Here is a 23898-nt window from a genome sequence, read left to right as displayed (position 1 = left end):
TCTATAGTTAGAGTGATTTTGACTACTACCACGCCCATTTCAGTGATGAAAGCAGGAGACGAGTTCAATGTCGCATAATGAGAAATCCCCCCATCAGTCCCCCGTGCATGATACCCGTGAATCACAGCCCGGCCTGGACTCCCTGGCGCCGTCAGACGGTTCACATCGCCCCACGCCAGAACCGACGCCGCCGGGCGCGCAACCGACGGCCCCCGGCAGCTTAAAAGCGCCCGAGACCGCGAATGATAAGCTCACCGCCCTCGACGCCTTTCGTAAAGGCAGCGAAAATCATGCGCTGACCACCAATCAGGGCGTGCGCATCGCCGACGATCAAAATTCTCTTCGCGCCGGCAGCCGCGGCCCTACGCTGTTGGAAGATTTTATCCTGCGCGAGAAAATTACCCACTTTGACCATGAGCGTATCCCGGAGAGGATCGTTCACGCCCGCGGATCTGCAGCGCACGGCTATTTCCAGCCATATAAAGACCTGAGCGACATCACGAAAGCCGCGTTTCTGTGCGATCCACAGAAAATTACCCCGGTCTTTGTTCGCTTTTCGACAGTACAGGGCGGCGCAGGGTCTGCTGATACCGTACGTGATATCCGCGGTTTTGCGACCAAATTTTATACCGAAGAGGGAATTTTCGATCTCGTCGGTAATAACACGCCGATCTTTTTTATCCAGGATGCGCATAAGTTTCCGGATTTTGTGCACGCCGTTAAGCCCGAACCACATTGGGCTATTCCGCAAGGACAGAGCGCGCACGACACCTTCTGGGACTATGTTTCCTTACAGCCTGAGACGCTGCACAACGTCATGTGGGCAATGTCGGATCGCGGTATTCCACGCAGTTATCGGACGATGGAAGGGTTCGGCATTCACACCTTCCGTCTGATCAATGCACAAGGGAAAGCGACCTTTGTCCGTTTCCACTGGAAACCGTTGGCAGGTAAAGCCTCGCTGGTGTGGGATGAGTCACAAAAACTGACCGGTCGCGATCCGGATTTTCACCGCCGGGATCTGTGGGAGGCCATCGAAGCGGGCGATTTCCCGGAATACGAGCTGGGCCTACAACTCATTGCCGAAGAGGATGAATTTAAATTCGATTTTGATCTGCTCGATCCGACCAAACTGATTCCGGAAGAGTTGGTGCCAGTACAACGCGTCGGCAAAATGGTGTTAAACCGTAATCCGGATAACTTTTTCGCTGAAAACGAACAGGCGGCATTTCATCCAGGACATATCGTTCCCGGCATTGATTTTACCAACGATCCGCTGTTACAGGGGCGTCTGTTCTCTTATACCGACACGCAAATCAGTCGTCTGGGCGGGCCAAACTTCCACGAAATTCCGATTAACCGCCCTACCTGCCCCTACCATAACTTCCAGCGTGACGGTATGCACCGGATGGATATCGACACCAATCCGGCGAACTATGAACCGAACTCCATTAATGACAACTGGCCGCGCGAAACGCCGCCAGCGCCAAAACGCGGCGGCTTCGAATCATACCAGGAACGTGTGGATGGCAATAAAATCCGCGAACGCAGCCCCTCTTTCGGTGAATATTACTCGCATCCTCGCCTGTTCTGGCTCAGTCAGACGCCGATAGAACAGCAGCATATTATTGACGCGTTCAGCTTTGAACTGGGTAAAGTCGCCCGCGCGTATATTCGGGAGCGGGTGGTCGATCAGTTAGCGCATATTGATGTCACGCTGGCTCAGGGCGTCGCGCATAATCTCGGTTTTGCACTCACCCATGAGCAAACGCAAATTGCCCCGCCTCCTGATGTCAACGGTCTGAAAAAAGATCCGGCGCTCAGCCTGTATGCGGTGCCGGACGGCGATGTTAAAGGCCGCGTGGTCGCTATCCTGCTGAACGATAAGGTTAACGCCGCCGGTCTGCTGACCATTTTGCAGGCTTTAAAAGCCAAAGGCGTCCACGCAAAACTGCTCTATTCACGGATGGGTGAAGTAACGGCTGATGACGGTTCAACATTAACTATTGCGGCAACCTTTGCCGGCGCGCCGTCGCTAACGGTCGATGCGGTAATAGTACCGTGCGGCAATATTGCCGATATCGAGAGTTGCGGCGATGCCCGCTACTACCTTCTGGAAGCCTACAAACATCTGAAGCCCATCGCACTGGCAGGCGACGCCCGACGGTTTAAGGCGCTTTTAAACATTGATAGCCAGGGGGAAGAAGGACTTGTTGAGGCAGATAACGTTGACCACCACTTTATGGACACTCTGCTGACGCTGATGGCGGCACACCGTGTCTGGTCGCGTGCGGGGAAAATTAACGCGATTCCTGCATAAACGGCAAAAAATGCGGCGCATTCTTGCGCCGCAAACTCAGGAGCTAAATATCAAGAAAACTGCCAGGACGATATCCACGTTCCGCAATCGCTGCCTTGAGTGACGCAGACGTCAACACCTCCAGTTCAGTTAAGCGGGGGTAACAATAGGCGCTCTGGCGAATAATGTTGTCCACAAACGCCGGATGACACATCACCTCCAGAGAGGCTTCTCCTCGATGCGCCGAGGCATCCAGAATGCGTAAAAAGCACGCTTCGGTGATCTCCTCGCCGTAAAATTCACTACTAAATCCTTGAGTGCTGCGCAAATCCGACGGCAGATCGTCTGCGTTCAACACCGTCTGGCGGTCAATACGTAACGCAATCCCGCGCTGCGCCGCAAAGCGGGCGACGATGGGGAAAATTTGCGGGAACATATGCACATGATGGTGACTGTCGAGATGCGTTGGCTCGCGGCCAAATACGTCGATGAAACGCTGATACTGACACGCCAGTTCATGCGCAATTTCATCCAGCGGAAGCGTATCCTCCTCCGCCATTTGCCAGATCCATTTCCCCAACAGGCCGTCTCGCGTCAGGCCCGGCATCTCTGACACCGGTTTGCCTAACGTCAAAACAAAATGCATTCCCACCCCAAGCGCAGGCAGCTCGCGGCTAAGCTGCGCCGCATGGTCAATAGCCTCGCCATTGACCAGCGCCGTCGTGGAGGTCACAACGCCGTTGCGATATGCTTCAACAATGCCGTAATTTTGCCCTTTACTCAGGCCAAAATCATCGGCATTCACAATCAACACGCGTTCCATAGCCTACCTCTGTCAGTGGTGCTTACCTTTAAGCGCTTCGATGCAAGCGGCAAAATTAGGCAGCCATTTTTCATGCGCCAGAATGAGCTCACGCGCCAGGACTTCTGCGTCACGGTCGGAATGCACCAGCGGACTCAGGTTAAGCGCCAGCAGCACATCATTAAAGTTTCCGCTCAGCGCCGCATTGCTGGCCGCGACCTCAAATCCTTTAATAGTGTGGATAAGCCCCAGCACTTTTTCGTCAAAACGGGTGATACGCGGGTGCGGCGTCGCGCCATTGCGTCCCAGAATGCAGGTCATTTCCACCGCCCAGTCCGCCGGGATATTCTCGACATGCCCATGATGTGGAATATTAACGTAATGCTCAGTCTGCTTGTCATTATAAATAGCGTTAATGACTTCACAAGCGGCATCGGAATAATAAGCGCCGCCGCGTTGCTCAAGCTCTTTCGGCTTCACGTTTAGCTCAGGATTTTTGTACAAGTCGAAGAGTTGTTTCTCCACTTTCTGTACGACCTGAGCGCGCGCGCCGCCTTTGTAATATTCGCCCATTTCAATCGCCAGCATCTCTTTTTGCTTGAAGTAATACAACAAATAAGAGCACGGCAGCATGTTCAGCGAGCGAATCAATCCTTCACTAAACGGCAGATCAAAGATATTTTTTACGGTTGACGCTTTCAACTGACCGGACGCCACGCCATCCAGTAATTCTGCGAACCGTGAGGTGCCATTCACCAGCACGTCTTTAATAAAGACCATATGGTTTAGACCAAACAGGTCAATGGAGAGATCGTCATTCTCATTCAGCGCCAGCACGTCATGAATAAACATTTTCATGCCGACAGGAATATTACATACGCCAATGAACTTTTTAAAGTTGGTATGACGATAAACCGCTTCCGTCACCATCCCCGCCGGATTAGTAAAGTTAATGACCCACGCATTCGGACATAATTCTTCAACATCTTTAATGATGTCAAAAATAACCGGAATGGTACGTAACCCTTTAAATAAACCGCCAGCGCCGTTGGTTTCTTGCCCCAGATAGCCGTGGCTAAGCGGGATACGCTCGTCCAGCTCACGGGCTTTGAGTTGACCAACGCGTAGCTGGGTAGTGACAAAATTAGCGTCTTTCAGCGCTTCCCGGCGATCCAGCGTTTTATACAATTTTAGCGGAACGCCTGCTTTATCAATCATTCGCTGGCAGAGATCATAAATAATGTCCAGCTTCTCTTTCCCGTCTTCAACATCAACCAGCCATAATTCGGTGACAGGTAATTCATGGTAGCGCTTAATAAAGCCTTCAAGTAATTCAGGGGTGTAGCTGCTCCCGCCACCAATAGTGACGACTTTTAATTTCTGGCTCATAATATCTCCCTTCAGTGTATGACACTGATATGTATTACGCTATGCCCGCTCGTAAGAAATAGCGTGACGTTCCCCGCGCTATTGGGGCAAGCGTGAAATGTAATTAATCGAGCAATGCAAACCGTTACTCATTAATTTCCGTCAATCGCTTCCGATAACTATTCGGCGTAAATGAGGTCATCTTCTTAAACGTTTTAATAAACAGACTTGGACTGCTATACCCGGCTTCATAAGCAATATCCGTAACCGAATAGTTGGTCATTTCCAACTGTTTCTTGGCAAAATTAATGCGAATCTCATTAATGATTTGCATCGGCGTTTTGCTGTAATAACGTCGGGTGGCGCGCGTCAGATACTCCTGGGATTTTGCCGACAGGCGCACCATATTTTCCAGCGCATGTTCGCCAAACTGCGTTTTATCATGCATTATCTCCACGGTTGCTTTCAGCCATTGTGGAATATCATCATAAACCTGCTCTTCGCGGTAATGACGTAAGCGGTTTATAATATAAAATGTCACCACTTCGATAAATTCGTCGAGCCCATTGCCGCGAAAATTCAACGACGCAATCACCGTTTCAATATAGGTAAGGAAGGTGCTATTCGCCCTATATACCTGCGATGCCACAAAACAAAACGGCAGTAACGGAAGATAATGCTGTTCAAAAAAACGTTTACTAATTCCTACGTTCAGAATACGCGTTGCGCCAAACTCATAGAAACTTTGGTGATTCGACCCCACCGGGATAAAAACAAAATCTCCACGTTCCAGCAGCACACGCTTCCCGTTGATCTCCTGGTAATAACGTCCGGTTAATACCAGGGTAAATTCATAGTAGTCGTGCTGATGCAGCCCGGTGACGCTTTCCGTCTTGTTATAGATAAACACATGGAAATTTTTGCCATTGAAGAGCTGCTGCTCATAAACCGTTTTGATTTCCGTTGCGTTAACCTGTAGCTGCATCATCCGCCCCCTGTTATTTCAGTTTCTCATGGAGCTCAATCAACTCGGCGATCAGTTCACGAGCCAGCATTGATGTCATCAAATGATCCTGAGCGTGAACCAGGACCAGACTGACTTTCATTTTGCCTTCGCCCTGATCGCCTTCGATGAGTTTTGTCTGCACAAGATGCGCTTCATTGAGCGCTATGCGCGACTGGTCCATCATCGCTTTCGCCGCCTCAAAATCGCCTTCTTTCGCTTTTCTGAGCGCGCCATATGCCAGGCTGCGCGCCTGACCAGAATTGATGATAAGCCCCATAACGACTTCTTCGAGTTCCTCAGCCGCTGTCTGGTTATCTACAACATTTTCAAGATCAAACATAGTCTTTCCTCTGATTCAGCCCGGCATGGCATCCCATGCCGACGCGGAGTTTAGAATTTCAGTGCGTTAGCGATATCTTCTTCGCTTTCTTCCTGCTCAATGGCGTTCTGCGCTTTGTTAGCCACCACCACGAAGGGGAGATAAATCAGGGTAGCGACCGCCAGGTTAAATAGCGCAACCAGTAATGCGGCAACGCTGCCGTTGGTGTTAAAGAACGCCCCCAGCCCGGTTGGCATGGTCCACGGCGCAATATTGGTAATCGGCGGAATAATACCCAAATAGTAAGCCACCAGCGTAATCGCCGCCAGAATCGGCTGTACCAGAATGAAGGGGATAAACATCACCGGGTTCATAATAATCGGCAGGCCAAACAGGATGGGTTCGTTAATCTGGAAGATACCTGACGGCAGCGCCAGTTTTGCCACCTGGCGATAGTCCGCGCGACGGGATGCCAGGAAGATAGCGATGATCAGACCCAGCGTTGCGCCGCTGCCACCGAGGAAGATATAAGAATCCAGCATCGGTTTCGCCCAGATATGGAACGTTTTACCGGCTTCCAGCGCCGCATCGACGGAGCCATACTGCTGGTAAATAGAGATGTTTTCCAGCGCCCAGGGCGTCATGATGCCGCTGTCCAGCGCGGTCAGCGCCAGCGAACCATGAATACCAAAGAACCACAGCAGCGGTACAAAAATGACATATGCCCACCCTACCACGCTACCCAGCGATGCCAGCGGCGTAGAGATAGTGTCCATAATAATCTGATGGAAGTTAGAACCGTAATTAGACAGCGCCCAGGAAATAATCCCCATAATAGAGAGAATAATAAAGCCGGGAATTAATGCTGAGAATGAACGAGACACCGAAGCCGGTACGCTGTCCGGTAGTTTAATCACCCAGTTGCGCCGGACAATAAATGTAAACATCTCCGCGACCACCAGGCCAATAATAATACCGGAGATAATATTCGCGCCGCCCAGCCAGTTAGCGCCTACGGCATAGGCCTCGCCGACACTATACGGCGTTACGGTCATAAATGCCGCCACGGAGAGCAGTCCGGCGGCCAGCGCATCAACCTTGCGCTCTTCCGCCAGCGCCATGCCGATAAAAAATGGCGCCATGAGCGACATAATGCCCAATGTGCCGTTATAGACGTTCCCGCCGATGCCTTTCAATCCATTAAGTGTTTCAATGGTTGAGGCATCAAGCCGAATGCCCATAGAATAAAAAAACGACCCCTCCCCAAAGCTCAGGAAAACGTTATTAATTAATACAAACATCGCCCCCGCAAGGGTTAATGGCATTAAACGAATAAAGCCGTTCTTGATTGCATTAACGTGTGGCTGCTTTCCTATTTTTACAGCAAAAGGAAGGAGTACCTTTTCAAGTGAAGCAATAACGTTACTCATAGAAAAATACCCTTAAATACCGCAATAAAATATTGCGGTTAGTGTATGAAATAACTCTTTGACGGGAAAAATTAAAAAATAATTAATTCGCGGCGGCTTTTTTAATTGCCGCTACCGCAGCTTTAAGCACGCCTAAGCCATCTACCTTGCCGTACAACATTGAATCAATGACTTCTACCGGTTTACCGGGTAATAAACGCTGAATTTCGGGGAGCATATAAGCAATTTGCGGGCCTAATAACACGACGTCCGCTGCCGGGCCTTTTTCACCGGCCAGGGTTTCAGGGAATGCTTCAATAATAACCGGCACTTCATATTTTTCAGCCTGAGCGCGCATTTTTGATACCAGTAACGACGTTGACATGCCCGCAGAACAAAACAGATAAATGTGTTTCTTTTCCATAAAAACCTTCCTCATGTGCGATTATCTGTCAACCAGATACGCCGCAAGCCTCAACCTGCATCCATACTCTGGGCGACTTGCGTAACCGGATTTACTTTTTTAGGTGGCTGAAATGAGTATACGGGATCGGACCGCCGGATGGTATTTCCTTGACCCACTAAATTGTCTCTCATTGACCTGGCGTTATGACCCCCCTCACATTTCGGGCAAATAATTCGCGATAATAAATAAGGTTATGGCAGGCACAAAAAAACCGGCTCGCAGGCCGGTTTCCTTGAATGTTCAGGCAATGTACAGTTGTTACTGCTTCGGCGCCTGTGGGTCAGTGTCGTACTCCGCACAGGTCTGATAGCCGGAGTTAATCACGTGCCCAGTATCATCCAGCGCAACAAAGTAGGTTTCCGCTTTACCATCACGTTGACCCAGGATGTAGGTCTGACAGGTACCGCGCGCATGAATCATGCTCACTTCAGATGACGGTTTGCCCGCAATCTGCGCAACTTGCGCCCTGCTCATTCCTTTTTTAACATCTTTAACGACAGGCTCAACAAATTGGTCTTTTGTACGATCATACGCCGTACAGCCTGCCAGCATAGTCATTACCGCCGCTGCGCTTAAAATTCCTGCTACGTTCTTGTTCATTTTCCGTCCTCTTGTTTATCAGCGTGTTATGTAAGCCTGGAATACATCAGAACATTTTTCAAGCCGCGCCTCGCCACAAAAAGTCTTTCGGAAAATTCTCTAACGCAGCGATATGTTGTTTTAAACACCGCTTAGCCCGCCAAACCTTGTCGTTTCAGCGGCGAAGGGTTAGCTTTAACAGGGTAAAGATTCATTTTTTTAATGTCGAAGGGGGTTAAATGACTCTGCAGCAAGAGATAATCCAGGCGCTTGGCGCGAAACCGCATATCAACCCTGAAGAAGAAATTCGCCGCAGCGTGGATTTTCTTAAAGCGTACCTGAAAACCTATCCTTTTTTGAAATCGCTGGTGTTAGGCATCAGCGGCGGGCAGGATTCGACTCTGGCCGGGAAACTCAGCCAGATGGCTATCGCCGAATTGCGGGAAGAGACCGGTGATAATGCGCTGCAGTTTATCGCCGTTCGTCTGCCTTATGGCGTGCAGGCCGATGAACAGGATTGCCAGGACGCCATTGCTTTTATTCAGCCGGACAGAGTACTCACCGTCAATATTAAAGGCGCCGTCCTCGCCAGCGAACAGGCGCTGCGCGAAGCGGGAATTGAGCTGAGCGATTTTGTTCGCGGCAATGAAAAAGCGCGTGAGCGAATGAAAGCGCAATATAGCATCGCCGGTATGACTCACGGCGTCGTGGTGGGCACCGACCATGCGGCGGAAGCGATAACCGGGTTCTTCACCAAATATGGCGATGGCGGTACCGATATTAACCCGCTTCATCGTCTTAACAAACGCCAGGGCAAACAGCTTCTCGCAGCGCTGGGCTGTCCTGAGCATCTGTATAAAAAAGTCCCCACCGCCGATTTGGAAGACGACCGCCCTTCACTGCCTGATGAAGCCGCGCTGGGCGTAACGTATGACAATATTGACGATTACCTGGAAGGCAAAACGCTGGACTCCGCCATCGCTAAAACTATCGAAGGCTGGTATGTAAAAACTGAACATAAGCGCCGTTTGCCGATTACGGTATTCGACGACTTTTGGAAAAAGTAAGCGTACTTCTACTGTTGTGCCGGATATCGCTCGTCTATCCGGCCTCCTCTCTTCCCAGCCTCTTTTTTAATCACCCATCCGCTGTTATACTGGATGAATAACCAGTTAACGGAGATCACTGTGGTACGGCGTCAATCAGCCCCCCGCCTTGAGTTTGAAGCAGCGGCCATTTACGAATATCCAGAACATTTACGTCCTTTCCTCAGCGAAGCGCCAGCCTTACCGGGCGTCTATATATTTCATAGCGAAAGCGATACGCTGCCGCTTTATATCGGTAAAAGCGTAAATATTCGCAGCCGGGTGCTCTCACATCTGCGAACGCCTGACGAGGCCGCTATGCTGCGACAGGCGCGGCGGATAAGCTGGATCTGCACCGCTGGGGAAATGGGCGCGTTGCTGCTGGAGGCGCGACTGATCAAAGAACAACAGCCGCTGTTTAACAAGCGGTTACGGCGTAATCGCCAGCTTTGCTCTCTACAGTTGAGCGAACAAAAGATTGAGGTCGTTTCCGCCCGCAGCGTCGATTTTTCCCATGAGCCGAACCTGTTTGGGCTCTTCGCCAACCGTCGGGCAGCGCTGCAAAGCTTACAGAACCTCGCCGATGAACAAAAATTGTGTTATGGCCTGCTGGGGCTTGAACCGGTAAGCCGTGGGCGCGCCTGTTTTCGTTTCGCGCTAAAGCGCTGCGCTGGCGCGTGTTGTGGGCAAGAAACCCCGCTGGCGCATTTTCTTCGCCTGCAGGCCTCACTGGAACGGTTACGTGTGGTTTGCTGGCCCTGGAAAGGCGCTATCGCGTTAAAAGAGAGCCGCCCACAAATGACCCAGTTCCACATTATCAACAACTGGTTATGGCTGGGGGCGGTACCCTCGCTGGATGAGGCCGCCACCCTGGTGCGCACCCCTGCGGGCTTTGATCAGGATGGCTATAAAATTCTCTGTAAGCCACTAATGTCAGGTCAATATGAGATCATTGAACTGCACACCGACTGTCGCCAGTCATAAAGAAAACCGCCGATCCTGTCCACCTCAACGATTGTGTTGTCGACAAGACCGGCGGTCTTAAATTATGCGGAAAGTTATTCTGCCGCAGCAGGCATTTTACCTTCTTGCGCCGGGCGTTCTGTCAGACGCTTCTCAAAATTAGCGTTATATTGCTTTTTCTGCTCCGGCGTCAGAACGTTATAAATTTTATTCTGGGTTTCCATATGCGCCAGCATATTGGCCTTGCGCTGTGCTTCCATTTTCGTAATTTGCGCTTCGGCTTTGGCTTTATCGAAGGTATCGCTGGCGATAATATCATGCATGGCGCGACGCTCTTCCAGCGGCGGACGTTTCATTTGCTCGCGCTGCGCTTTCATAATGTCGCGAATTTGTTGCCTCTGTGCGTCCGTCAGGTTCAGGTTTTTAAACATCATATCGTGATGTGGGCCAAATTTACCTTTATGCTGCATCATTGGCTTCGCATCCGCTGGCGCGGCGGTGGTAGTCTCAGCGGCATGAGCGAGATTCGCAGCACCCATCGCCAGGGTAGAGGCAACAAATAGAGCAGTCAGTTTACGCATATTTCCATCCTTCCTTTCAGTTATTTTTACGGCATATTTAAAACAGCGCCGTGTTGTCGTGATTAACTTTAACCGTCTTAGCGTCAATTAGTCATAACAACGGTAAAACAATGAAAGTATAAAAAACACTTTTTCGCCAATTGTGAAGAAAAAAAGAATAAATTGCGCAGAGTTGAAAGAGAAATATACAACAGCATGATATAGCAGAAATTATGCAGAACTATAACGCAGCAACGCTTATTAATAAAGCAATTCTCCAGGAATAATCCGTAATAGCATGAAACTGTGTCCCAAATCATCCCTGTAATCCTAACGTGAGCTTACAGGGACATTTATCAGGGCAGTCTTTCCAGCATTAATCCAGCCCGCAATCCGCAGGCGACAGAGGGATTAGGAAAGAGAACATATTCAACGTCATGCGTCACCGTCACGCGCTTATCCCCCTCCTCGGCCAGCAACGTTCCCTTCGCAAAGGCAGTAAAATTCAGCGTTTGTGCATCCATATAAAGCGCGAACTTGTCGCTGTGACGCGTGATTTGCGACACCACCCGATAGCGTAGCGGCGGCGAAAACGAGGTTGACGTTTCGACACCGCTCAGCAGCGCCGACAACGCCTGCGAGGTTACACTGAACTGCGTCAGATCGTTTTGCCCAAACGGCAACGCCTTTCCCAACTCCAGCGTACAAGAAAGCGCGCCGAAATGTTCAGAGCTAAAGTGCGTAAACGTACCGCCGGGCGCCTGATGAAATACCAACGCCTCCAGTCCTGCCGCGCCCAGCCATGCCAGAAAATCCGCCTCCCACGGGCGGTCGCGCTGCGGCAATACGCCAAAACGCAAATGATGCGAGCCACGAATGGCGGTATGCAGATCCAGATGCCAGCGTACCCGCGCCTGGCCAGATGAAAAGAAGGTCTCCAGACTTAGCTCCAGCTCACGCGCCCGCCGCGTTTCATCGCTTTCGGCAAAGGACTGCCAACGCCCGCCAAACATACGGTTCATATCGCTGTGACAATAGCGTATTCCCGCCGCCAGCGCCTGCGGATTGCCGAGTACCACCAGCACTCGCCACGTTAACGTCAAGCTGCCTGAATACAGCGCCGACAGCAGCTTATCCAGCATCTCGACCGGCGCGGTTTCATTGCCGTGTATCCCCGCAGAAAGAATTAACGCGCGGTCGACCGGCGCATCGGGCGTGAGTTCAAGCAGACCATGGCCTAACCAGCGCCAGCGAAAACCCGCGCCCTTCCCCTGCCTCACCCGTGGTGTCGTGCCGCTTAGCGTCAACGCCAGAAAGTTATCCATCAGCCGCCCCCGTTTGCTGGAAAGGATAAACCGACCCCAAATCCAGCAGACGCGTTAACACATCCAGCGCCTCCCGGCCTTCTCGCAATAATAACGGATCGGCCAGATCGGCAGCGGTCAGGCGATCGCGATAATAACGATCCGCCCACGCGTTAAGGGCCGTAAACAGAGCGTCATTCATCATTACCGCTGGATTCACCGCCCGTCGTTCTTCTTCTGTTAACACCACGCGTAATCGCAGACAGGCCGGGCCGCCGCCGTTGGCCATACTTTCTCGCAAATCAAACACCTGCATCGCGCTGATGGGGTTATCCTCCGCCACCAGCTTATTCAGATAGCGCCAGACGCCGGCATGGTCCTGACATTCCCGCGGCAACACTAACAGCATTGAGCCGTCGTCACGGCTTAACAACTGACTATTAAACAGGTAGGTGGCCACAGCATCTGATACAGAAACCTCTCCGGCGGGCACCTCTATCGCCATAAAACCGTCAACGCGCGTACGCAACTGATTAATGAGCACTTTCTGCCGGGCAAACGCCGCTTCGTGACAAAACAATACCTGTCGATTCGAAACGGCGATGACATCATTATGGAATACGCCTTGATCGATGACCTCCGGGTTTTGCTGAGCGAAGATAACCTGTTGCGGATTCACCTGATTAAGACGCGCCACGGCCTCGCTGGCTTCGCGGCTCTGGCGCGCCGGATAACGAGCGGGTCGTATTTCATTCTCCTCTTCGCGCCCATAGACAAAAAGCTGCACGCCTGCCGAACCATACTCGCCGCCCAGACGGTTATGATTCGCCGCGCCTTCATCTCCCAATAATGCGACCTGCGGTAACGCGCTATGCACTGAAAACTGACTTTCATCGCGAAATATGGCGCGTAGCAGCGCTTCGGTAACAGGCGCCTCAAGAGCGCGATGAAATTTATTGTTTAAATTCGCCACCGTCAGGTGAACTTTCCCGTCCAGCGCGTCTGCCGATGGGCAAACCGTCGCCGCATTCGCAACCCACATTGGCGACGCGGAACTCACGCTGGAAAGCCAGCGTGGCGCCTGACGCGCAACCTTATCCAGAATCTGTTCATCGCTACCCGTGAAGCCGAGCTGACGCAACGCCGGAATAAAAGGCCGCTCATGCGGCGGGATCACCGCCTGGGGAAAGCCGGCATCCGCCAAAGCTTTCATCTTTAGCAGCCCCTGCTTTACCGCCAGACGAGGATTCGACACCTGAAAACGGTGGCGGGTCGATGCCTCATTGCCGAAGGATAGCCCGGCATAATGGTGCGTAAGCCCCACCAGCCCGTCAAAATTAACTTCATGCGCCGTCATACCGCCTCCCTGCGAGAAAAGTCGAGACCGGGGCTTAATGTCGCAGGCAACGTCAGTTCGGGAGATTCCAGACTGGCCATCGGCCAGGCGCAATAATCGGCGGCATACCAGGCGCTGGGCCGATGGTTGCCAGACGCGCCGATACCACCAAACGGCGCAGTACTCGCTGCCCCGGTGAGCGGTTTATTCCAGTTAACGATCCCTGCCCGCGCCTCCAGCAAGAGCTGTTCGAACTGCGCGCGATCCGTCGACACCAGCCCACACGACAGACCAAAACGGGTATTATTCGCCAGACGAATCGCCTCATCGAAATGCGCATAACGCCAGACGTTCAGCAGCGGACCAAACACCTCTTCATCCGGCACATCCGCGACGCCCGTCAGCTCAATGATGCCAGGCGTCAGCAGAGAGGTTCCCTCTTTGACCTTCCGCGGCGCCAGTAACGTGCGACCTCCTGATGCCTCTCGTTGACGCCAGGCCTCCATCACATGCTGTGCCGCCTGCGCTGAAATCAGTCCGCCGATAAACGGCTGCGGATCGTCGTCCCATCTGCCGGGCTGCAGACGTCCGGCGACGTCAACCAGCCGCGCCAGAAATGCATCTCCCTGCGCACCCTGTTTTACCAGAAGGCGTCGCGCGCAGGTACAGCGCTGTCCGGCGGTAATAAACGCCGATTGCAGCGTCAGATGTACCGCCGCATCTATATTTGCCACATCCTCAATAATGAGCGGGTTGTTTCCGCCCATTTCAAGAGCCAGGATTTTTTCCGGCTGGCCGGATAGCTGGCGATGAAGCTGATATCCGGTACTGGCGCTGCCGGTAAACAGCAGTCCGTCGAGATCGTCGAGCGAACTCAGCGCTTGTCCGGTCTCCCGACCGCCCTGCACCAGATTAAGAACGCCTGCCGGTAGCCCCGCCCGTTCCCAGAGTTTTATTACCGTTTCCCCGGTCCATGGCGTTAGCTCGCTAGGTTTGAAGATCAGCGTATTGCCTGCCAGCAACGCGGGCACAATATGGCCATTCGGTAAATGGCCGGGAAAGTTATAAGGGCCGAATACCGCCAGCACACCGTGAGGGCGATGGCGCAACGTCGCGGCGCCATCGACAAGTTCGCTTTTTTGTTCGCCTGTTCTGGCATGGTAAGCCTTAATCGAGATGGCAATCTTATTGATCATCGCCGTCACTTCCGTCGCCGCCTCCCAGCGCGGTTTACCGGTTTCACGCGCGATGACCTCCGTGAGCTCGGCTTTATGCGCCTCCAGCAGGGCGGCAAATTTCTCTACGATAGCCTGTCGTTCGGCAAAAGGCTGTCTGGCCCAACGAGGAAACGCCGCGCGCGCCGCCTGACAGGCCTCGGCGACCTGTGCCGCATTAGCGTCATTCCCCTGCCAAAGTATCTCCGCACTCACCGGATTCGTTTTGCGGCGGCGTTCGCCCTGACCGGTTATCCAGTCGCCGTTTATCCATAGCGTCATACGGTTTTCTCCTCAGCGCAAAGGCGTACCAGCCGAACGTGGTCGCCCGCGCGACATTTCAGCGCATCCAACTGCGCTGCGGTAAGTACAAGTCGTGAAGTCTGCGGATCGGCACGCACCAGCGCGGCCCGAAAGTGGTGATAGTTTTCATTGGCGACCAGACATGCCGGATAGTCGCCAGGCGCGGGTTGCCCTTCCGCGACTTCCACCAGTCGGCTTTTACGAATGGCCCGCACGCGGTCAATATCACACTCCAGCGTCGGCCCACCGTCGAAGATGTCGATATAGTGGCGATAGCGAAAACCTTCCTTTTCCAGCACCGCGCGGGCTGGCGCCGTTTGCGGGTGGACTTCGCCAATCACGGCCTGTGCCTCTTCAGATAAGAAGTGGGTATAAATAGGATGTTTGGGCATCAGCTCGGCGATAAACGCTTTTTGCCCGGTACCGCATAAAAAATCCGCCCGGCTGAAATCCATAGAGAAAAAGCGTTTGCCGAGACTTTGCCAGAAGGGAGAATAACCGTGCTCGTCAATGACGCCGCGCATTTCCGCCACCACTTTCTCATTGAATTTATCGCGAAACGCGGCCATAAACATAAAGCGCGATTTTGACAACAGGTAGCCGTTACCCTCTTTACGCCATTCGGGATCGAGAAACAGCGTGCAAAGCTCACTGCTGCCAGTGTGATCATTACTCAGGAATAATGTTGGCAACGCGTTATATACATTCAGCTCTTTGGAGGCATGAACCAGCGTACCGACACGATAGTTATACCAGGGGTCGTTAAGACCGACCGCGACCTCAATGGCGCAGATCCCGCCGACCTCACCCGTTTCACTGTCCTCAAGAACGAATACATACCCTTGCTCGCCTTTTGGCAGCTCGCCGGACCAGGTTTTTAGCGCGCGTTCAATGCGGGCCGCCAGCGTCGCTTCATTTGCCGGTAGCGAGGTTAAGCCGCCGCCCGTTTTGCCTGCAAGCTGCATCAGCGCGGCGATATCCGCATGTTCGACAGGACGAATCACCCGCATGATGCGCCTCCCGTCTGAAGGCGTTCGCACGCCAGGGCAAAACGATCAAGCCCGGTGGCTATCTCCTCGTCGCTCACATTTAACGCTGGCGCAAAACGCACCACGTCGCCACCGGCAATGAGCACCATCACGCCTGCTTTTGCCGCTTCCTGGGCGATGAGTTTGGCTTTTCCGGCAAACTCCGTCTGTAGCACACAGCCAAGCAGTAGCCCCAGCCCGCGAATTTCACTGAACATGCCAAAACGCACATTAAGGGTATTTAGGCGCTCAATAAACGCATCGTGGCGCTGTCTGACGCCGTTTTGCATCTCCGGCGTATTGATGATATCCAGTACTTTTCCGGCAACTGCCGTCGCCAGCGGATTACCGCCGTAGGTGGTGCCATGCGTGCCTGGCGTCATAACGCTGGCATAGTCTTGCGTGGTCAGCATCGCGCCGATCGGGAAGCCCCCACCCAACGCTTTAGCGGTCGTCAGGATATCGGGCGTAACGCCATAATGCATATATGCATACAGTTCGCCGGTACGTCCGACGCCCGTCTGCACCTCATCAAAAATCAGTAACGCCTGATGCCGGTCGCACAATTCACGCAGCCCCTGCAAAAAAGCTTTCGTGGCAGGGATCACGCCGCCCTCGCCCTGCACAGGCTCTACGATCACGGCGCAGGTATTGTCATCAATTAGCGCGCTGGCGGAGTTCAGATCGTTATAGGCTGCATGACGAATATCCGGCGGCAGCGGCGCAAAGTCCTGTGAATAGGTGGGTTGACCGCCAGCGCTGACGGTAAAGAGCGTGCGGCCATGGAACGCGTTTTTAAAGGCCACAATGCCGCTTTTATGATTGCCGACACGATCGTGGGCATATTTGCGCGCCAGTTTTAATGCTGCTTCATTTGCTTCAGCGCCTGAATTACAAAAGAAAACGCGTTCGGCGAAGGTCGCGTCGATCAGTTTTTTCGCCAGTCGCAGCGCCGGTTCATTGGTGTAACCGTTCCCGGTATGCCAGAAGCGATTCGCCTGTTCATTTAACGCCTCGCGCAGCGCCGGATGCGCATGTCCCAAGGCGTTGACCGCGATCCCGCCAGCAAAATCAATGTACTCTTTCCCCTGCTGATCCCACAGGCGTGAGCCTTCTCCGCGTACAGGAATAAAAGGCGCGGGAATGTATACTGGCACCATCCATTCATCAAAGTTTTCGCGCGTAACTGACAGAGACATAGCGACCTCTTTTGGTAAAAATAAAGTTATCTATATGTTAATTAATATGAGTGTTTGCGCTGTAAATGTAGATTGCAGCATTCGTGCCAGCCAGCGTTAACATTGCATAAACAGAAGTGATAAACGGTAAATCAATGGGTTACAGCGTAGCGATATTCACTTTTACTGCATGAAAAGTGAATATTTCCGCATAATCGGTGGCTAAAAAGAGGAAAAAGCGAAATATTATTCAGTTGCCAAATATAATTCTGGAATTGTGATCTTATACGAAATTTACTGGAAATTACCGCCCCGTTCTGGCGCATCTGCACGCAAACCGTGCCATTTTCGCGCTATAGAAAACACCATACGCTTCCATTGGCCGAATCTGACGATGAGTGGCAGTCACCCGGTAAAATTTCTGTTACCATCCCAACACGATTCACCTTGCAAAGTGGCAGTGACTATGAAATTTGTCTCTTTTAATATCAACGGCCTGCGCGCCCGTCCCCATCAGCTTGAAGCGATTGTCGAAAAACACCAGCCCGATGTGATCGGTCTACAGGAGACAAAAGTCCACGACGAAATGTTCCCGCTCGAAGAGGTCGCGAAGCTGGGCTATAACGTTTTCTATCATGGACAAAAGGGCCATTACGGCGTCGCGCTGCTAACAAAAGCCACGCCCATTTCCGTCAGACGCGGTTTCCCGGATGATGGCGAAGAGGCGCAACGCCGCATTATCATGGCGGAAATCCCCTCACCGCTGGGTAATATCACCGTCATTAACGGCTATTTCCCGCAGGGGGAAAGCCGGGATCATCCGTTGAAGTTCCCCGCGAAAGCGCAGTTTTACCAGAACTTGCAAAACTATCTTGAAACGGAACTCAAGTGTGATAATCCGGTATTAATTATGGGCGACATGAATATCAGCCCGACCGATCTGGATATTGGCATCGGCGAAGAGAACCGCAAACGCTGGCTGCGTACCGGTAAATGCTCCTTCCTGCCGGAGGAGCGTGAATGGATGTCACGGTTACTGAAGTGGGGATTAGTGGACACGTTCCGTGAGGCGAATCCGCAAACGATGGATAAATTTTCGTGGTTTGATTACCGCTCAAAAGGTTTCGTGGATAATCGCGGACTGCGTATCGACCTCTTGCTGGCAAGCGCTCCGCTGGCGGAACGTTGCGCAGAAACCGGTATAGACTACGACATTCGCAGTATGGAAAAACCCTCCGACCATGCGCCGGTCTGGGCGACGTTTCGTGTTTGATTCCGCTTTCTGATTAACCGTAAGGCCGGGATAGCGCGACGCTTCCCGGCAGGAATAACGACCTTAACGACAATGATAAAAAAACTCGATGTTGTTGCCGCCATCATTGAACGCGACGGCAAAATTCTGCTGGCCCAGCGCCCAGCTCATGCGGATCAAGCCGGTTTATGGGAGTTTGCCGGCGGTAAAGTCGAACCCGGCGAAACCCAGCCGCAGGCGCTTATCCGCGAGCTACGCGAAGAGTTAGGGATTGACGCCACGCCCGGCGTCTATATCGCCAGCCATCAACGCGACGTGTCTGGCCGACGAATTCATTTGCACGCCTGGCATGTGCCTGCGTTTAACGGTCTGATACGTGCGCTGGAACATCAGGCATTAGCCTGGTGTACGCCGGAAGAGGCGCTGGAGTACCCCCTCGCCCCGGCGGATATTCCGCTATTGCAGGCGTTTATGGCTTTACGCGACGCCAGACTAACGGATTCGTGCTGATGGTTTTTTCGTCACGCTGGCACTGGAGCAAGACGCCTTCCACTTTTATTACCGCGCCTTCGGAGTAATTCTGATCCTGGTAAACGCAGCACTGAATGCAGGGCTGGGACGACTGACCGCGCGTGCTGAAAACTTCGGGCGGGACATTCACCTGAATATCAGGACGACTGTTCTGGTTTGCCAGCCCGACCATTGGCATTATCGCCATCACGGCGACCACGAGGCTTCGGCACATAGGATTTCCTTATTTTTCTAAGTATATTCTCAGTATAACGGTAAGCCGCCGTGAAAACTTTAATCCTCTTTTGTCATCGCTTTTAGTTATGACCCTCGCCCCGTTATGAATTTACTTAGCAGCGTCATTTTTTTCTTGCTTACCGTCACATTGCTGATGGTATAGTCGAAAACTGCAAATACATATTCTGATAAAACGCAAATACAACCACATTAATATATAAGAGGTTTTTATATCTATGGATCAGACATGTTCTCTGGAATCGTTCCTCAACCATGTACAAAAGCGCGACCCGCATCAAACCGAGTTCGCGCAAGCCGTCCGTGAAGTCATGACCACCCTGTGGCCGTTTCTTGAACAAAACCCCCGTTACCGCCACATGTCTTTACTGGAACGTTTGGTTGAACCAGAGCGCGTAATTCAGTTTCGCGTAGTGTGGCTGGACGACAAAAACCAGGTGCAGGTAAATCGCGCCTGGCGCGTGCAGTTCAACTCTGCTATCGGCCCCTATAAAGGCGGTATGCGCTTCCATCCTTCGGTAAACCTTTCCATCCTTAAGTTCCTCGGCTTTGAGCAAACCTTTAAAAATGCCCTCACCACGTTGCCGATGGGCGGCGGTAAAGGCGGCAGCGATTTCGATCCGAAAGGGAAAAGCGAAGGCGAAGTGATGCGTTTCTGCCAGGCGCTGATGACTGAACTATATCGCCATTTAGGGCCGGATACCGACGTGCCTGCCGGGGATATCGGCGTGGGCGGGCGCGAAGTGGGCTTTATGGCGGGAATGATGCGCAAGCTTTCCAATAACAGCGCCTGCGTCTTCACCGGCAAAGGGCTTTCCTTCGGCGGCAGCCTGATTCGCCCGGAGGCGACGGGCTATGGCCTGGTCTACTTCACCGAAGCGATGCTTAAACGTCATGGTCTCGGTTTCGAAGGGATGCGCGTCGCCGTGTCCGGCTCCGGCAACGTCGCGCAATACGCCATTGAGAAAGCGATGGCCTTTGGCGCACGCGTGGTTACCGCGTCGGATTCGAGCGGGACGGTGGTCGATGAAAGTGGCTTCACGCCAGAGAAGCTGGCGCGTCTGTGTGAAATTAAAGCCAGCCGTGACGGTCGCGTCGCTGACTACGCCCGTGAGTTTGGCTTAACCTATCTGGAAGGCCAGCAGCCCTGGAGCGTACCGGTGGATATCGCCCTGCCATGCGCGACGCAGAACGAACTGGACGTTGACGCCGCGCGCGTACTGATTGCCAATGGCGTAAAAGCCGTGGCGGAAGGGGCAAATATGCCAACCACGATTGAAGCGACCGATCTCTTCCTTGAGGCGGGCGTACTGTTTGCGCCGGGTAAAGCCGCCAACGCGGGCGGCGTGGCGACATCGGGGCTGGAAATGGCGCAGAACGCCGCGCGGTTGAGCTGGAAAGCCGAGAAAGTGGACGCCCGTCTGCATCACATTATGCTGGATATCCACCACGCCTGTGTCGAGTACGGCGGCGATAATAAGCATACCAACTACGTTCAGGGCGCCAACATCGCCGGTTTCGTGAAAGTCGCCGACGCCATGCTGGCGCAGGGCGTCATTTAATCCCGTCGTCAGGCCAGATAGCTTTACGCTTATTCGGTCTGACGGCCTGTCTCCTCAGCAGGCGGGCTTTTTTTGCCCGCTCGCTTACGCGGCGCGCTCTTTTTCTTTTCTCCGCCGCCTGGCGCGACTATCCCTCTGAAGCGCTTCACCGGCGTGCGCTTAGCCTGATCGATCAGCTGATATAACGTGCCGACCAGCGGTTGCATAAAATCCTGGTAACGGCACTGTTTTTCGCTGATTTGCGTCAAAACAGATTCCCAGTGCGCGGTCATATCTGGACGGGCCGCCATTTCCGGCAGCGAATGTATTAACGCTTTGCCAGCATCGGTAGAATGAATGTAGCGCCCTTTTTTGGTCAGAAAGCTACGTTTGAACAGCAGTTCGATAATCCCGGCGCGCGTGGCCTCCGTCCCCAGCCCATCGGTCGCGCGCAGGATCTTTTTCAGATCTTTATCCTGCACGAAACGGGCAATTCCGGTCATCGCGGAAAGCAATGTCGCATCGGTGAAATGACGCGGCGGCTGGGTTTGGCGCTCGACCACTTCCCCCTTTTCACACAGCAACTCATCACCTTTGGCGACAACCGGCAGCGGCGTACCGTCGTTTTCCTCGTCGCGCTCTTTACTGCCCAGTAACGTCCGCCAACCGGCCTCCGCCAGAAAACGCGCTTTGGCGACAAATTTTCCTTTGGCGATTTCCAGTTCAATAACGCATTTACGAAACACCGCGTCCGGGCAGAACTGCATCAGATACTGACGCGCAATCAGGGTGTACACTTTCGCTTCGTTTTCCGTCAGATGGACAGAAGAACTGCGCGCCGTCGGGATAATCGCGTGGTGCGCATCCACTTTTTTATCATCCCAGCAGCGATTGCGCGTATCAGGATTAACCACAGACTGCGGCAGTAAATCCGGGGCGTGGACGCTAATCGCGTTCATGACCGCCTGCCGTCCGGCAAAGTGTTCTTCCGGCAGATAACGGCAGTCGGAACGCGGATAGGTAATCAGTTTGTGGGTTTCATATAGCTTCTGACAAATATCAAGCACGTTTTGCGCGCTCAGGCCAAAGCGTTTAGCGGCTTCAATCTGTAGCGTCGAGAGCGAAAACGGCAGCGGCGCGGATTCTGATTCCCGTTTATCATTATAACTGGTTACCAGCGCGGGCTGACCGTTGATTCGGTTCACTACATGCTCCGCCAGCGGACGATGAAGCAAGCGCCCCTCTTCATCCTGATAAGGTTCGCACGCCTCGCTCGGCTGCCAGATAGCGGTAAAACGCTCGTCGGCAGGCGTAACGATGTGCGCCTTCACTTCAAAGAAGTCTTTGGCGACGAAGTTCTCAATCTCTTCGTCTCGCCGCACCACCAGCCCCAGTACCGGCGTCTGCACGCGTCCCACGGATAACACGCCCTGATAGCCGGCATTCCGGCCCAGGATCGTGTAAGCGCGGGTCATATTAATGCCATACAGCCAGTCCGCTCGCGCTCGCGCCAGCGCGGAGACGCACAGCGGCACGAAGTCGCTGTTCGCCCGCAGCCTGTCGATAGCACGCTCGACCGCCTGCGGGTTAAGGTCGTTTATCAGACAACGCCGCACCTGCTGGCGCTTTTCGGCAGGAAGCTGGAGATAATCCAGCACTTCATCAACCAGAAGCTGTCCTTCGCGATCCGGGTCGCCGGCGTGAATAATTTCACCGGCTTGATGCAAAAAGCGCTTAATCACATTGAGCTGTTTGGTGACGGAAGGACGAGGCTGAAGCTGCCATTTTTCCGGCACGATAGGCAGGTCAGCCAGATTCCAGCGCGCATAACGGCTGTCATACGCATCCGGCTGCGCCTGTTCCAGCAAATGACCAATACACCAGGTGACGACCTGCCCGTTTCCGCACTCAATAAAACCATCGCCTTTACGGTGCGGTTTTGGCAGCACATCCGCAATGGCGCGCCCCAGACTCGGTTTTTCGGCAATAAACAACCGCATCAGGTTAACGAATCTCAACCATAGCGCGACCGCCGCGGGCCTCGACCAGTTCGCCAATCGCGGTCAGATCGATACCAAATTCCGCCGCGGTGGCTTTAACATCGTCTTCGGCGTCCGGCGTTACCGCCAACAACAGACCGCCTGACGTTTGCGGATCGCACAGCAGGCTACGAACTTCACGCGACATGTCGCCCATCAAATGACCATAGCTGGCGAAGTTGCGCTCTGTGCCGCCCGGTACGGCGCCCAGAGCAATATACTCTTCCACGCCCGGCAGTTTAGGGATGTCCTGATAGCAAAGCAGCGCCTGCACGCCTGCGCCCTGGCACATCTCGCTCAGGTGCCCCAGCAGGCCAAAACCGGTAACGTCAGTCATAGCTTTTACGCCGTCGATATTGGCAAACGCCGCGCCAGCAATGTTCATCCGACACATGACTTCCGTCGCCAGCCCCTGATGTTCAGGCTTAAGCAGCGATTTTTTCTCGGCGGTGGTCAACACGCCAATCCCCAACGGTTTGGTCAGAAAGAGTTTGCATCCCGCCTGCGCGGTACTGTTTTTCTTCACCCGTTCGGTCGGCACTACGCCTGTGACCGCGAGACCAAAGATCGGCTCCGGGGCGTCAATAGAGTGTCCGCCCGCCAGCGCGATACCGGCCTGACGGCAGGCAAAACGCCCCCCCTCGGTCACTTCACGCGCAATATCGGGCGACAGGGTATTAATCGGCCAGCCAAGGATCGCGATCGCCATAATCGGTTTGCCGCCCATCGCAAAAATATCGCTGATGGCGTTTGTTGCCGCAATGCGGCCAAAATCAAACGGGTTGTCGACTATCGGCATAAAGAAGTCGGTGGTGCTGATAATACTGGTGCCATTACCCAGATCGTAAACCGCCGCATCATCGCGGGTTTCATTACCCACCAGCAGGTTCGGGTCGACGAACTTCGCCTGCTCGCTATGCAGGATAGTCTCCAGCACTTTAGGGGAAATTTTACAACCGCAACCAGCGCCGTGGCTGTATTGCGTTAAACGAATGGCTTGCTCGCTCATGGACATCTCCTGTCATTGCATTCGCGCTATGGTAGCGCTCATTCCCTGATGTGGTAAGTATCACTGTCTGAAT

22 protein-coding genes are annotated in these 23898 nt (G+C 53.2%); 6 read left to right on the top strand and 16 right to left on the bottom strand.

Annotated elements, in window-relative coordinates; all coding sequences use genetic code 11:
• Positions 1–67: 67 nt before the first annotated feature.
• Complete coding sequence (katE, locus tag ABVN36_RS07180; RefSeq protein ID WP_023138654.1) at positions 68–2320, top strand: catalase HPII; 2253 nt, start codon at positions 68–70, stop codon at positions 2318–2320.
• 43 nt (positions 2321–2363) lie between these two features.
• On the opposite strand, the gene chbG is transcribed toward katE, so the two are convergent.
• The 7 genes from chbG to osmE form a co-directional block, all read right to left on the bottom strand.
• Positions 2364–3122: a chitin disaccharide deacetylase gene (gene chbG, locus ABVN36_RS07175; RefSeq protein WP_000442730.1), complete on the bottom strand. Its 759-nt coding sequence runs from the start codon at positions 3120–3122 to the stop codon at positions 2364–2366.
• Between the two features lie 12 nt (positions 3123–3134).
• On the bottom strand, positions 3135–4490 hold the full coding sequence (locus tag ABVN36_RS07170; protein ID WP_000078772.1) for a 6-phospho-beta-glucosidase: 1356 nt from the start codon (positions 4488–4490) through the stop codon (positions 3135–3137).
• Between the two features lie 124 nt (positions 4491–4614).
• The gene (gene chbR, locus ABVN36_RS07165) at positions 4615–5457 is read right to left on the bottom strand and encodes a transcriptional regulator ChbR (RefSeq protein ID WP_000983393.1); all 843 of its coding nucleotides are present in this window, start codon (positions 5455–5457) and stop codon (positions 4615–4617) included.
• A gap of 10 nt (positions 5458–5467) precedes the next feature.
• Entirely contained in the window at positions 5468–5815 is a 348-nt protein-coding gene (chbA, locus tag ABVN36_RS07160) for a PTS N,N'-diacetylchitobiose transporter subunit IIA (RefSeq protein WP_000459883.1), read from the bottom strand.
• A gap of 50 nt (positions 5816–5865) precedes the next feature.
• Positions 5866–7224, bottom strand: a complete 1359-nt coding sequence (chbC, locus tag ABVN36_RS07155; RefSeq protein WP_000073064.1) for a PTS N,N'-diacetylchitobiose transporter subunit IIC — start codon at positions 7222–7224, stop codon at positions 5866–5868.
• Positions 7225–7306: 82 nt separating this feature from the next.
• Positions 7307–7627 carry a PTS N,N'-diacetylchitobiose transporter subunit IIB gene (gene chbB, locus ABVN36_RS07150; protein WP_000412161.1) on the bottom strand — a complete coding sequence of 107 codons (321 nt, stop codon included), beginning with the start codon at positions 7625–7627 and terminating at the stop codon, positions 7307–7309.
• A gap of 300 nt (positions 7628–7927) precedes the next feature.
• Positions 7928–8269 carry an osmotically-inducible lipoprotein OsmE gene (gene osmE, locus ABVN36_RS07145; RefSeq protein WP_001039301.1) on the bottom strand — a complete coding sequence of 114 codons (342 nt, stop codon included), beginning with the start codon at positions 8267–8269 and terminating at the stop codon, positions 7928–7930.
• A 218-nt stretch (positions 8270–8487) separates the two neighbouring features.
• Here osmE and nadE point away from each other — a divergent pair, with 218 nt between their 5' ends.
• Both nadE and cho read left to right on the top strand, forming a co-directional pair.
• A complete protein-coding gene (gene nadE, locus ABVN36_RS07140) occupies positions 8488–9315 on the top strand; it encodes an ammonia-dependent NAD(+) synthetase (RefSeq protein ID WP_000174982.1) in 828 nt (275 codons plus the stop codon).
• 120 nt (positions 9316–9435) lie between these two features.
• On the top strand, positions 9436–10317 hold the full coding sequence (cho, locus tag ABVN36_RS07135) for an excinuclease Cho (protein WP_023138653.1): 882 nt from the start codon (positions 9436–9438) through the stop codon (positions 10315–10317).
• Between the two features lie 74 nt (positions 10318–10391).
• On the opposite strand, the gene spy is transcribed toward cho, so the two are convergent.
• The 6 genes from spy to ABVN36_RS07105 all read right to left on the bottom strand — a co-directional run bounded on the left by spy (position 10392) and on the right by ABVN36_RS07105 (position 17240).
• Positions 10392–10877, bottom strand: coding sequence for an ATP-independent periplasmic protein-refolding chaperone Spy (spy, locus tag ABVN36_RS07130; protein ID WP_001229003.1), 486 nt, complete (start codon positions 10875–10877; stop codon positions 10392–10394).
• Between the two features lie 335 nt (positions 10878–11212).
• Positions 11213–12181, bottom strand: coding sequence for a succinylglutamate desuccinylase (gene astE / locus ABVN36_RS07125; RefSeq protein WP_000368440.1), 969 nt, complete (start codon positions 12179–12181; stop codon positions 11213–11215).
• Positions 12174–13517 (bottom strand): N-succinylarginine dihydrolase, encoded by a 1344-nt coding sequence (gene astB / locus ABVN36_RS07120; protein WP_000123947.1) that lies wholly within the window; start codon positions 13515–13517, stop codon positions 12174–12176. The genes astE and astB overlap by 8 nt, the downstream gene beginning before the upstream one ends.
• Positions 13514–14992, bottom strand: coding sequence for a succinylglutamate-semialdehyde dehydrogenase (gene astD, locus ABVN36_RS07115; protein WP_023138652.1), 1479 nt, complete (start codon positions 14990–14992; stop codon positions 13514–13516). The genes astB and astD overlap by 4 nt, the downstream gene beginning before the upstream one ends.
• Complete coding sequence (gene astA / locus ABVN36_RS07110; RefSeq protein ID WP_001263889.1) at positions 14989–16023, bottom strand: arginine N-succinyltransferase; 1035 nt, start codon at positions 16021–16023, stop codon at positions 14989–14991. The genes astD and astA overlap by 4 nt, the downstream gene beginning before the upstream one ends.
• Positions 16014–17240, bottom strand: coding sequence for an aspartate aminotransferase family protein (locus ABVN36_RS07105; RefSeq protein WP_000059489.1), 1227 nt, complete (start codon positions 17238–17240; stop codon positions 16014–16016). The genes astA and ABVN36_RS07105 overlap by 10 nt, the downstream gene beginning before the upstream one ends.
• 445 nt (positions 17241–17685) lie before the next feature.
• Here ABVN36_RS07105 and xthA point away from each other — a divergent pair, with 445 nt between their 5' ends.
• Together xthA and ABVN36_RS07095 are read left to right on the top strand one after the other, a co-directional pair.
• A complete protein-coding gene (xthA, locus tag ABVN36_RS07100) occupies positions 17686–18492 on the top strand; it encodes an exodeoxyribonuclease III (protein ID WP_000673951.1) in 807 nt (268 codons plus the stop codon).
• 72 nt (positions 18493–18564) lie between these two features.
• Positions 18565–18981: a pyrimidine (deoxy)nucleoside triphosphate diphosphatase gene (locus tag ABVN36_RS07095; protein WP_000592136.1), complete on the top strand. Its 417-nt coding sequence runs from the start codon at positions 18565–18567 to the stop codon at positions 18979–18981.
• Here ABVN36_RS07095 and ABVN36_RS07090 read toward each other — a convergent pair.
• Complete coding sequence (locus ABVN36_RS07090) at positions 18941–19216, bottom strand: YnjH family protein (protein WP_000336847.1); 276 nt, start codon at positions 19214–19216, stop codon at positions 18941–18943. The genes ABVN36_RS07095 and ABVN36_RS07090 overlap by 41 nt on opposite strands.
• Before the next feature lie 238 nt (positions 19217–19454).
• On the opposite strand from ABVN36_RS07090, the gene gdhA reads away from it, so the two are divergent.
• Positions 19455–20798 (top strand): NADP-specific glutamate dehydrogenase, encoded by a 1344-nt coding sequence (gene gdhA, locus ABVN36_RS07085; RefSeq protein WP_000372865.1) that lies wholly within the window; start codon positions 19455–19457, stop codon positions 20796–20798.
• Between the two features lie 29 nt (positions 20799–20827).
• Here the strand turns inward: gdhA and topB are convergent, their stop codons facing one another.
• Complete coding sequence (gene topB, locus ABVN36_RS07080; RefSeq protein WP_001235873.1) at positions 20828–22777, bottom strand: DNA topoisomerase III; 1950 nt, start codon at positions 22775–22777, stop codon at positions 20828–20830.
• A 4-nt stretch (positions 22778–22781) separates the two neighbouring features.
• The gene (gene selD, locus ABVN36_RS07075) at positions 22782–23825 is read right to left on the bottom strand and encodes a selenide, water dikinase SelD (RefSeq protein ID WP_001294888.1); all 1044 of its coding nucleotides are present in this window, start codon (positions 23823–23825) and stop codon (positions 22782–22784) included.
• Positions 23826–23898 lie beyond the last annotated feature (73 nt).

This window comes from Salmonella sp. SJTUF15581, from assembly GCF_043356775.1.
Classification (GTDB): Bacteria; Pseudomonadota; Gammaproteobacteria; order Enterobacterales; family Enterobacteriaceae; genus Salmonella; species Salmonella enterica.
The sequence above is the reverse complement of the archived record's forward strand: the minus strand, read 5'-3'. Positions and strand labels throughout refer to the sequence as shown.

Bases quoted from the DNA above. Each gene is read 5' to 3' on its own strand.
- ABVN36_RS07090 (WP_000336847.1), bottom strand. From the start codon at position 19,216: ATGTGCCGAAGCCTCGTGGTCGCCGTGATGGCGATAATGCCAATGGTC.
- osmE (WP_001039301.1), bottom strand. From the start codon at position 8,269: ATGAACAAGAACGTAGCAGGAATTTTAAGCGCAGCGGCGGTAATGACT.
- spy (WP_001229003.1), bottom strand. From the start codon at position 10,877: ATGCGTAAACTGACTGCTCTATTTGTTGCCTCTACCCTGGCGATGGGT.
- topB (WP_001235873.1), bottom strand. From the start codon at position 22,777: ATGCGGTTGTTTATTGCCGAAAAACCGAGTCTGGGGCGCGCCATTGCG.
- xthA (WP_000673951.1), top strand. From the start codon at position 17,686: ATGAAATTTGTCTCTTTTAATATCAACGGCCTGCGCGCCCGTCCCCAT.
- nadE (WP_000174982.1), top strand. From the start codon at position 8,488: ATGACTCTGCAGCAAGAGATAATCCAGGCGCTTGGCGCGAAACCGCAT.
- chbR (WP_000983393.1), bottom strand. From the start codon at position 5,457: ATGATGCAGCTACAGGTTAACGCAACGGAAATCAAAACGGTTTATGAG.
- katE (WP_023138654.1), top strand. From the start codon at position 68: ATGTCGCATAATGAGAAATCCCCCCATCAGTCCCCCGTGCATGATACC.
- chbA (WP_000459883.1), bottom strand. From the start codon at position 5,815: ATGTTTGATCTTGAAAATGTTGTAGATAACCAGACAGCGGCTGAGGAA.
- chbC (WP_000073064.1), bottom strand. From the start codon at position 7,224: ATGAGTAACGTTATTGCTTCACTTGAAAAGGTACTCCTTCCTTTTGCT.
- astA (WP_001263889.1), bottom strand. From the start codon at position 16,023: ATGCGGGTGATTCGTCCTGTCGAACATGCGGATATCGCCGCGCTGATG.
- ABVN36_RS07170 (WP_000078772.1), bottom strand. From the start codon at position 4,490: ATGAGCCAGAAATTAAAAGTCGTCACTATTGGTGGCGGGAGCAGCTAC.
- selD (WP_001294888.1), bottom strand. From the start codon at position 23,825: ATGAGCGAGCAAGCCATTCGTTTAACGCAATACAGCCACGGCGCTGGT.
- gdhA (WP_000372865.1), top strand. From the start codon at position 19,455: ATGGATCAGACATGTTCTCTGGAATCGTTCCTCAACCATGTACAAAAG.
- ABVN36_RS07105 (WP_000059489.1), bottom strand. From the start codon at position 17,240: ATGTCTCTGTCAGTTACGCGCGAAAACTTTGATGAATGGATGGTGCCA.
- astB (WP_000123947.1), bottom strand. From the start codon at position 13,517: ATGACGGCGCATGAAGTTAATTTTGACGGGCTGGTGGGGCTTACGCAC.
- chbG (WP_000442730.1), bottom strand. From the start codon at position 3,122: ATGGAACGCGTGTTGATTGTGAATGCCGATGATTTTGGCCTGAGTAAA.
- astD (WP_023138652.1), bottom strand. From the start codon at position 14,992: ATGACGCTATGGATAAACGGCGACTGGATAACCGGTCAGGGCGAACGC.
- astE (WP_000368440.1), bottom strand. From the start codon at position 12,181: ATGGATAACTTTCTGGCGTTGACGCTAAGCGGCACGACACCACGGGTG.
- ABVN36_RS07095 (WP_000592136.1), top strand. From the start codon at position 18,565: ATGATAAAAAAACTCGATGTTGTTGCCGCCATCATTGAACGCGACGGC.
- chbB (WP_000412161.1), bottom strand. From the start codon at position 7,627: ATGGAAAAGAAACACATTTATCTGTTTTGTTCTGCGGGCATGTCAACG.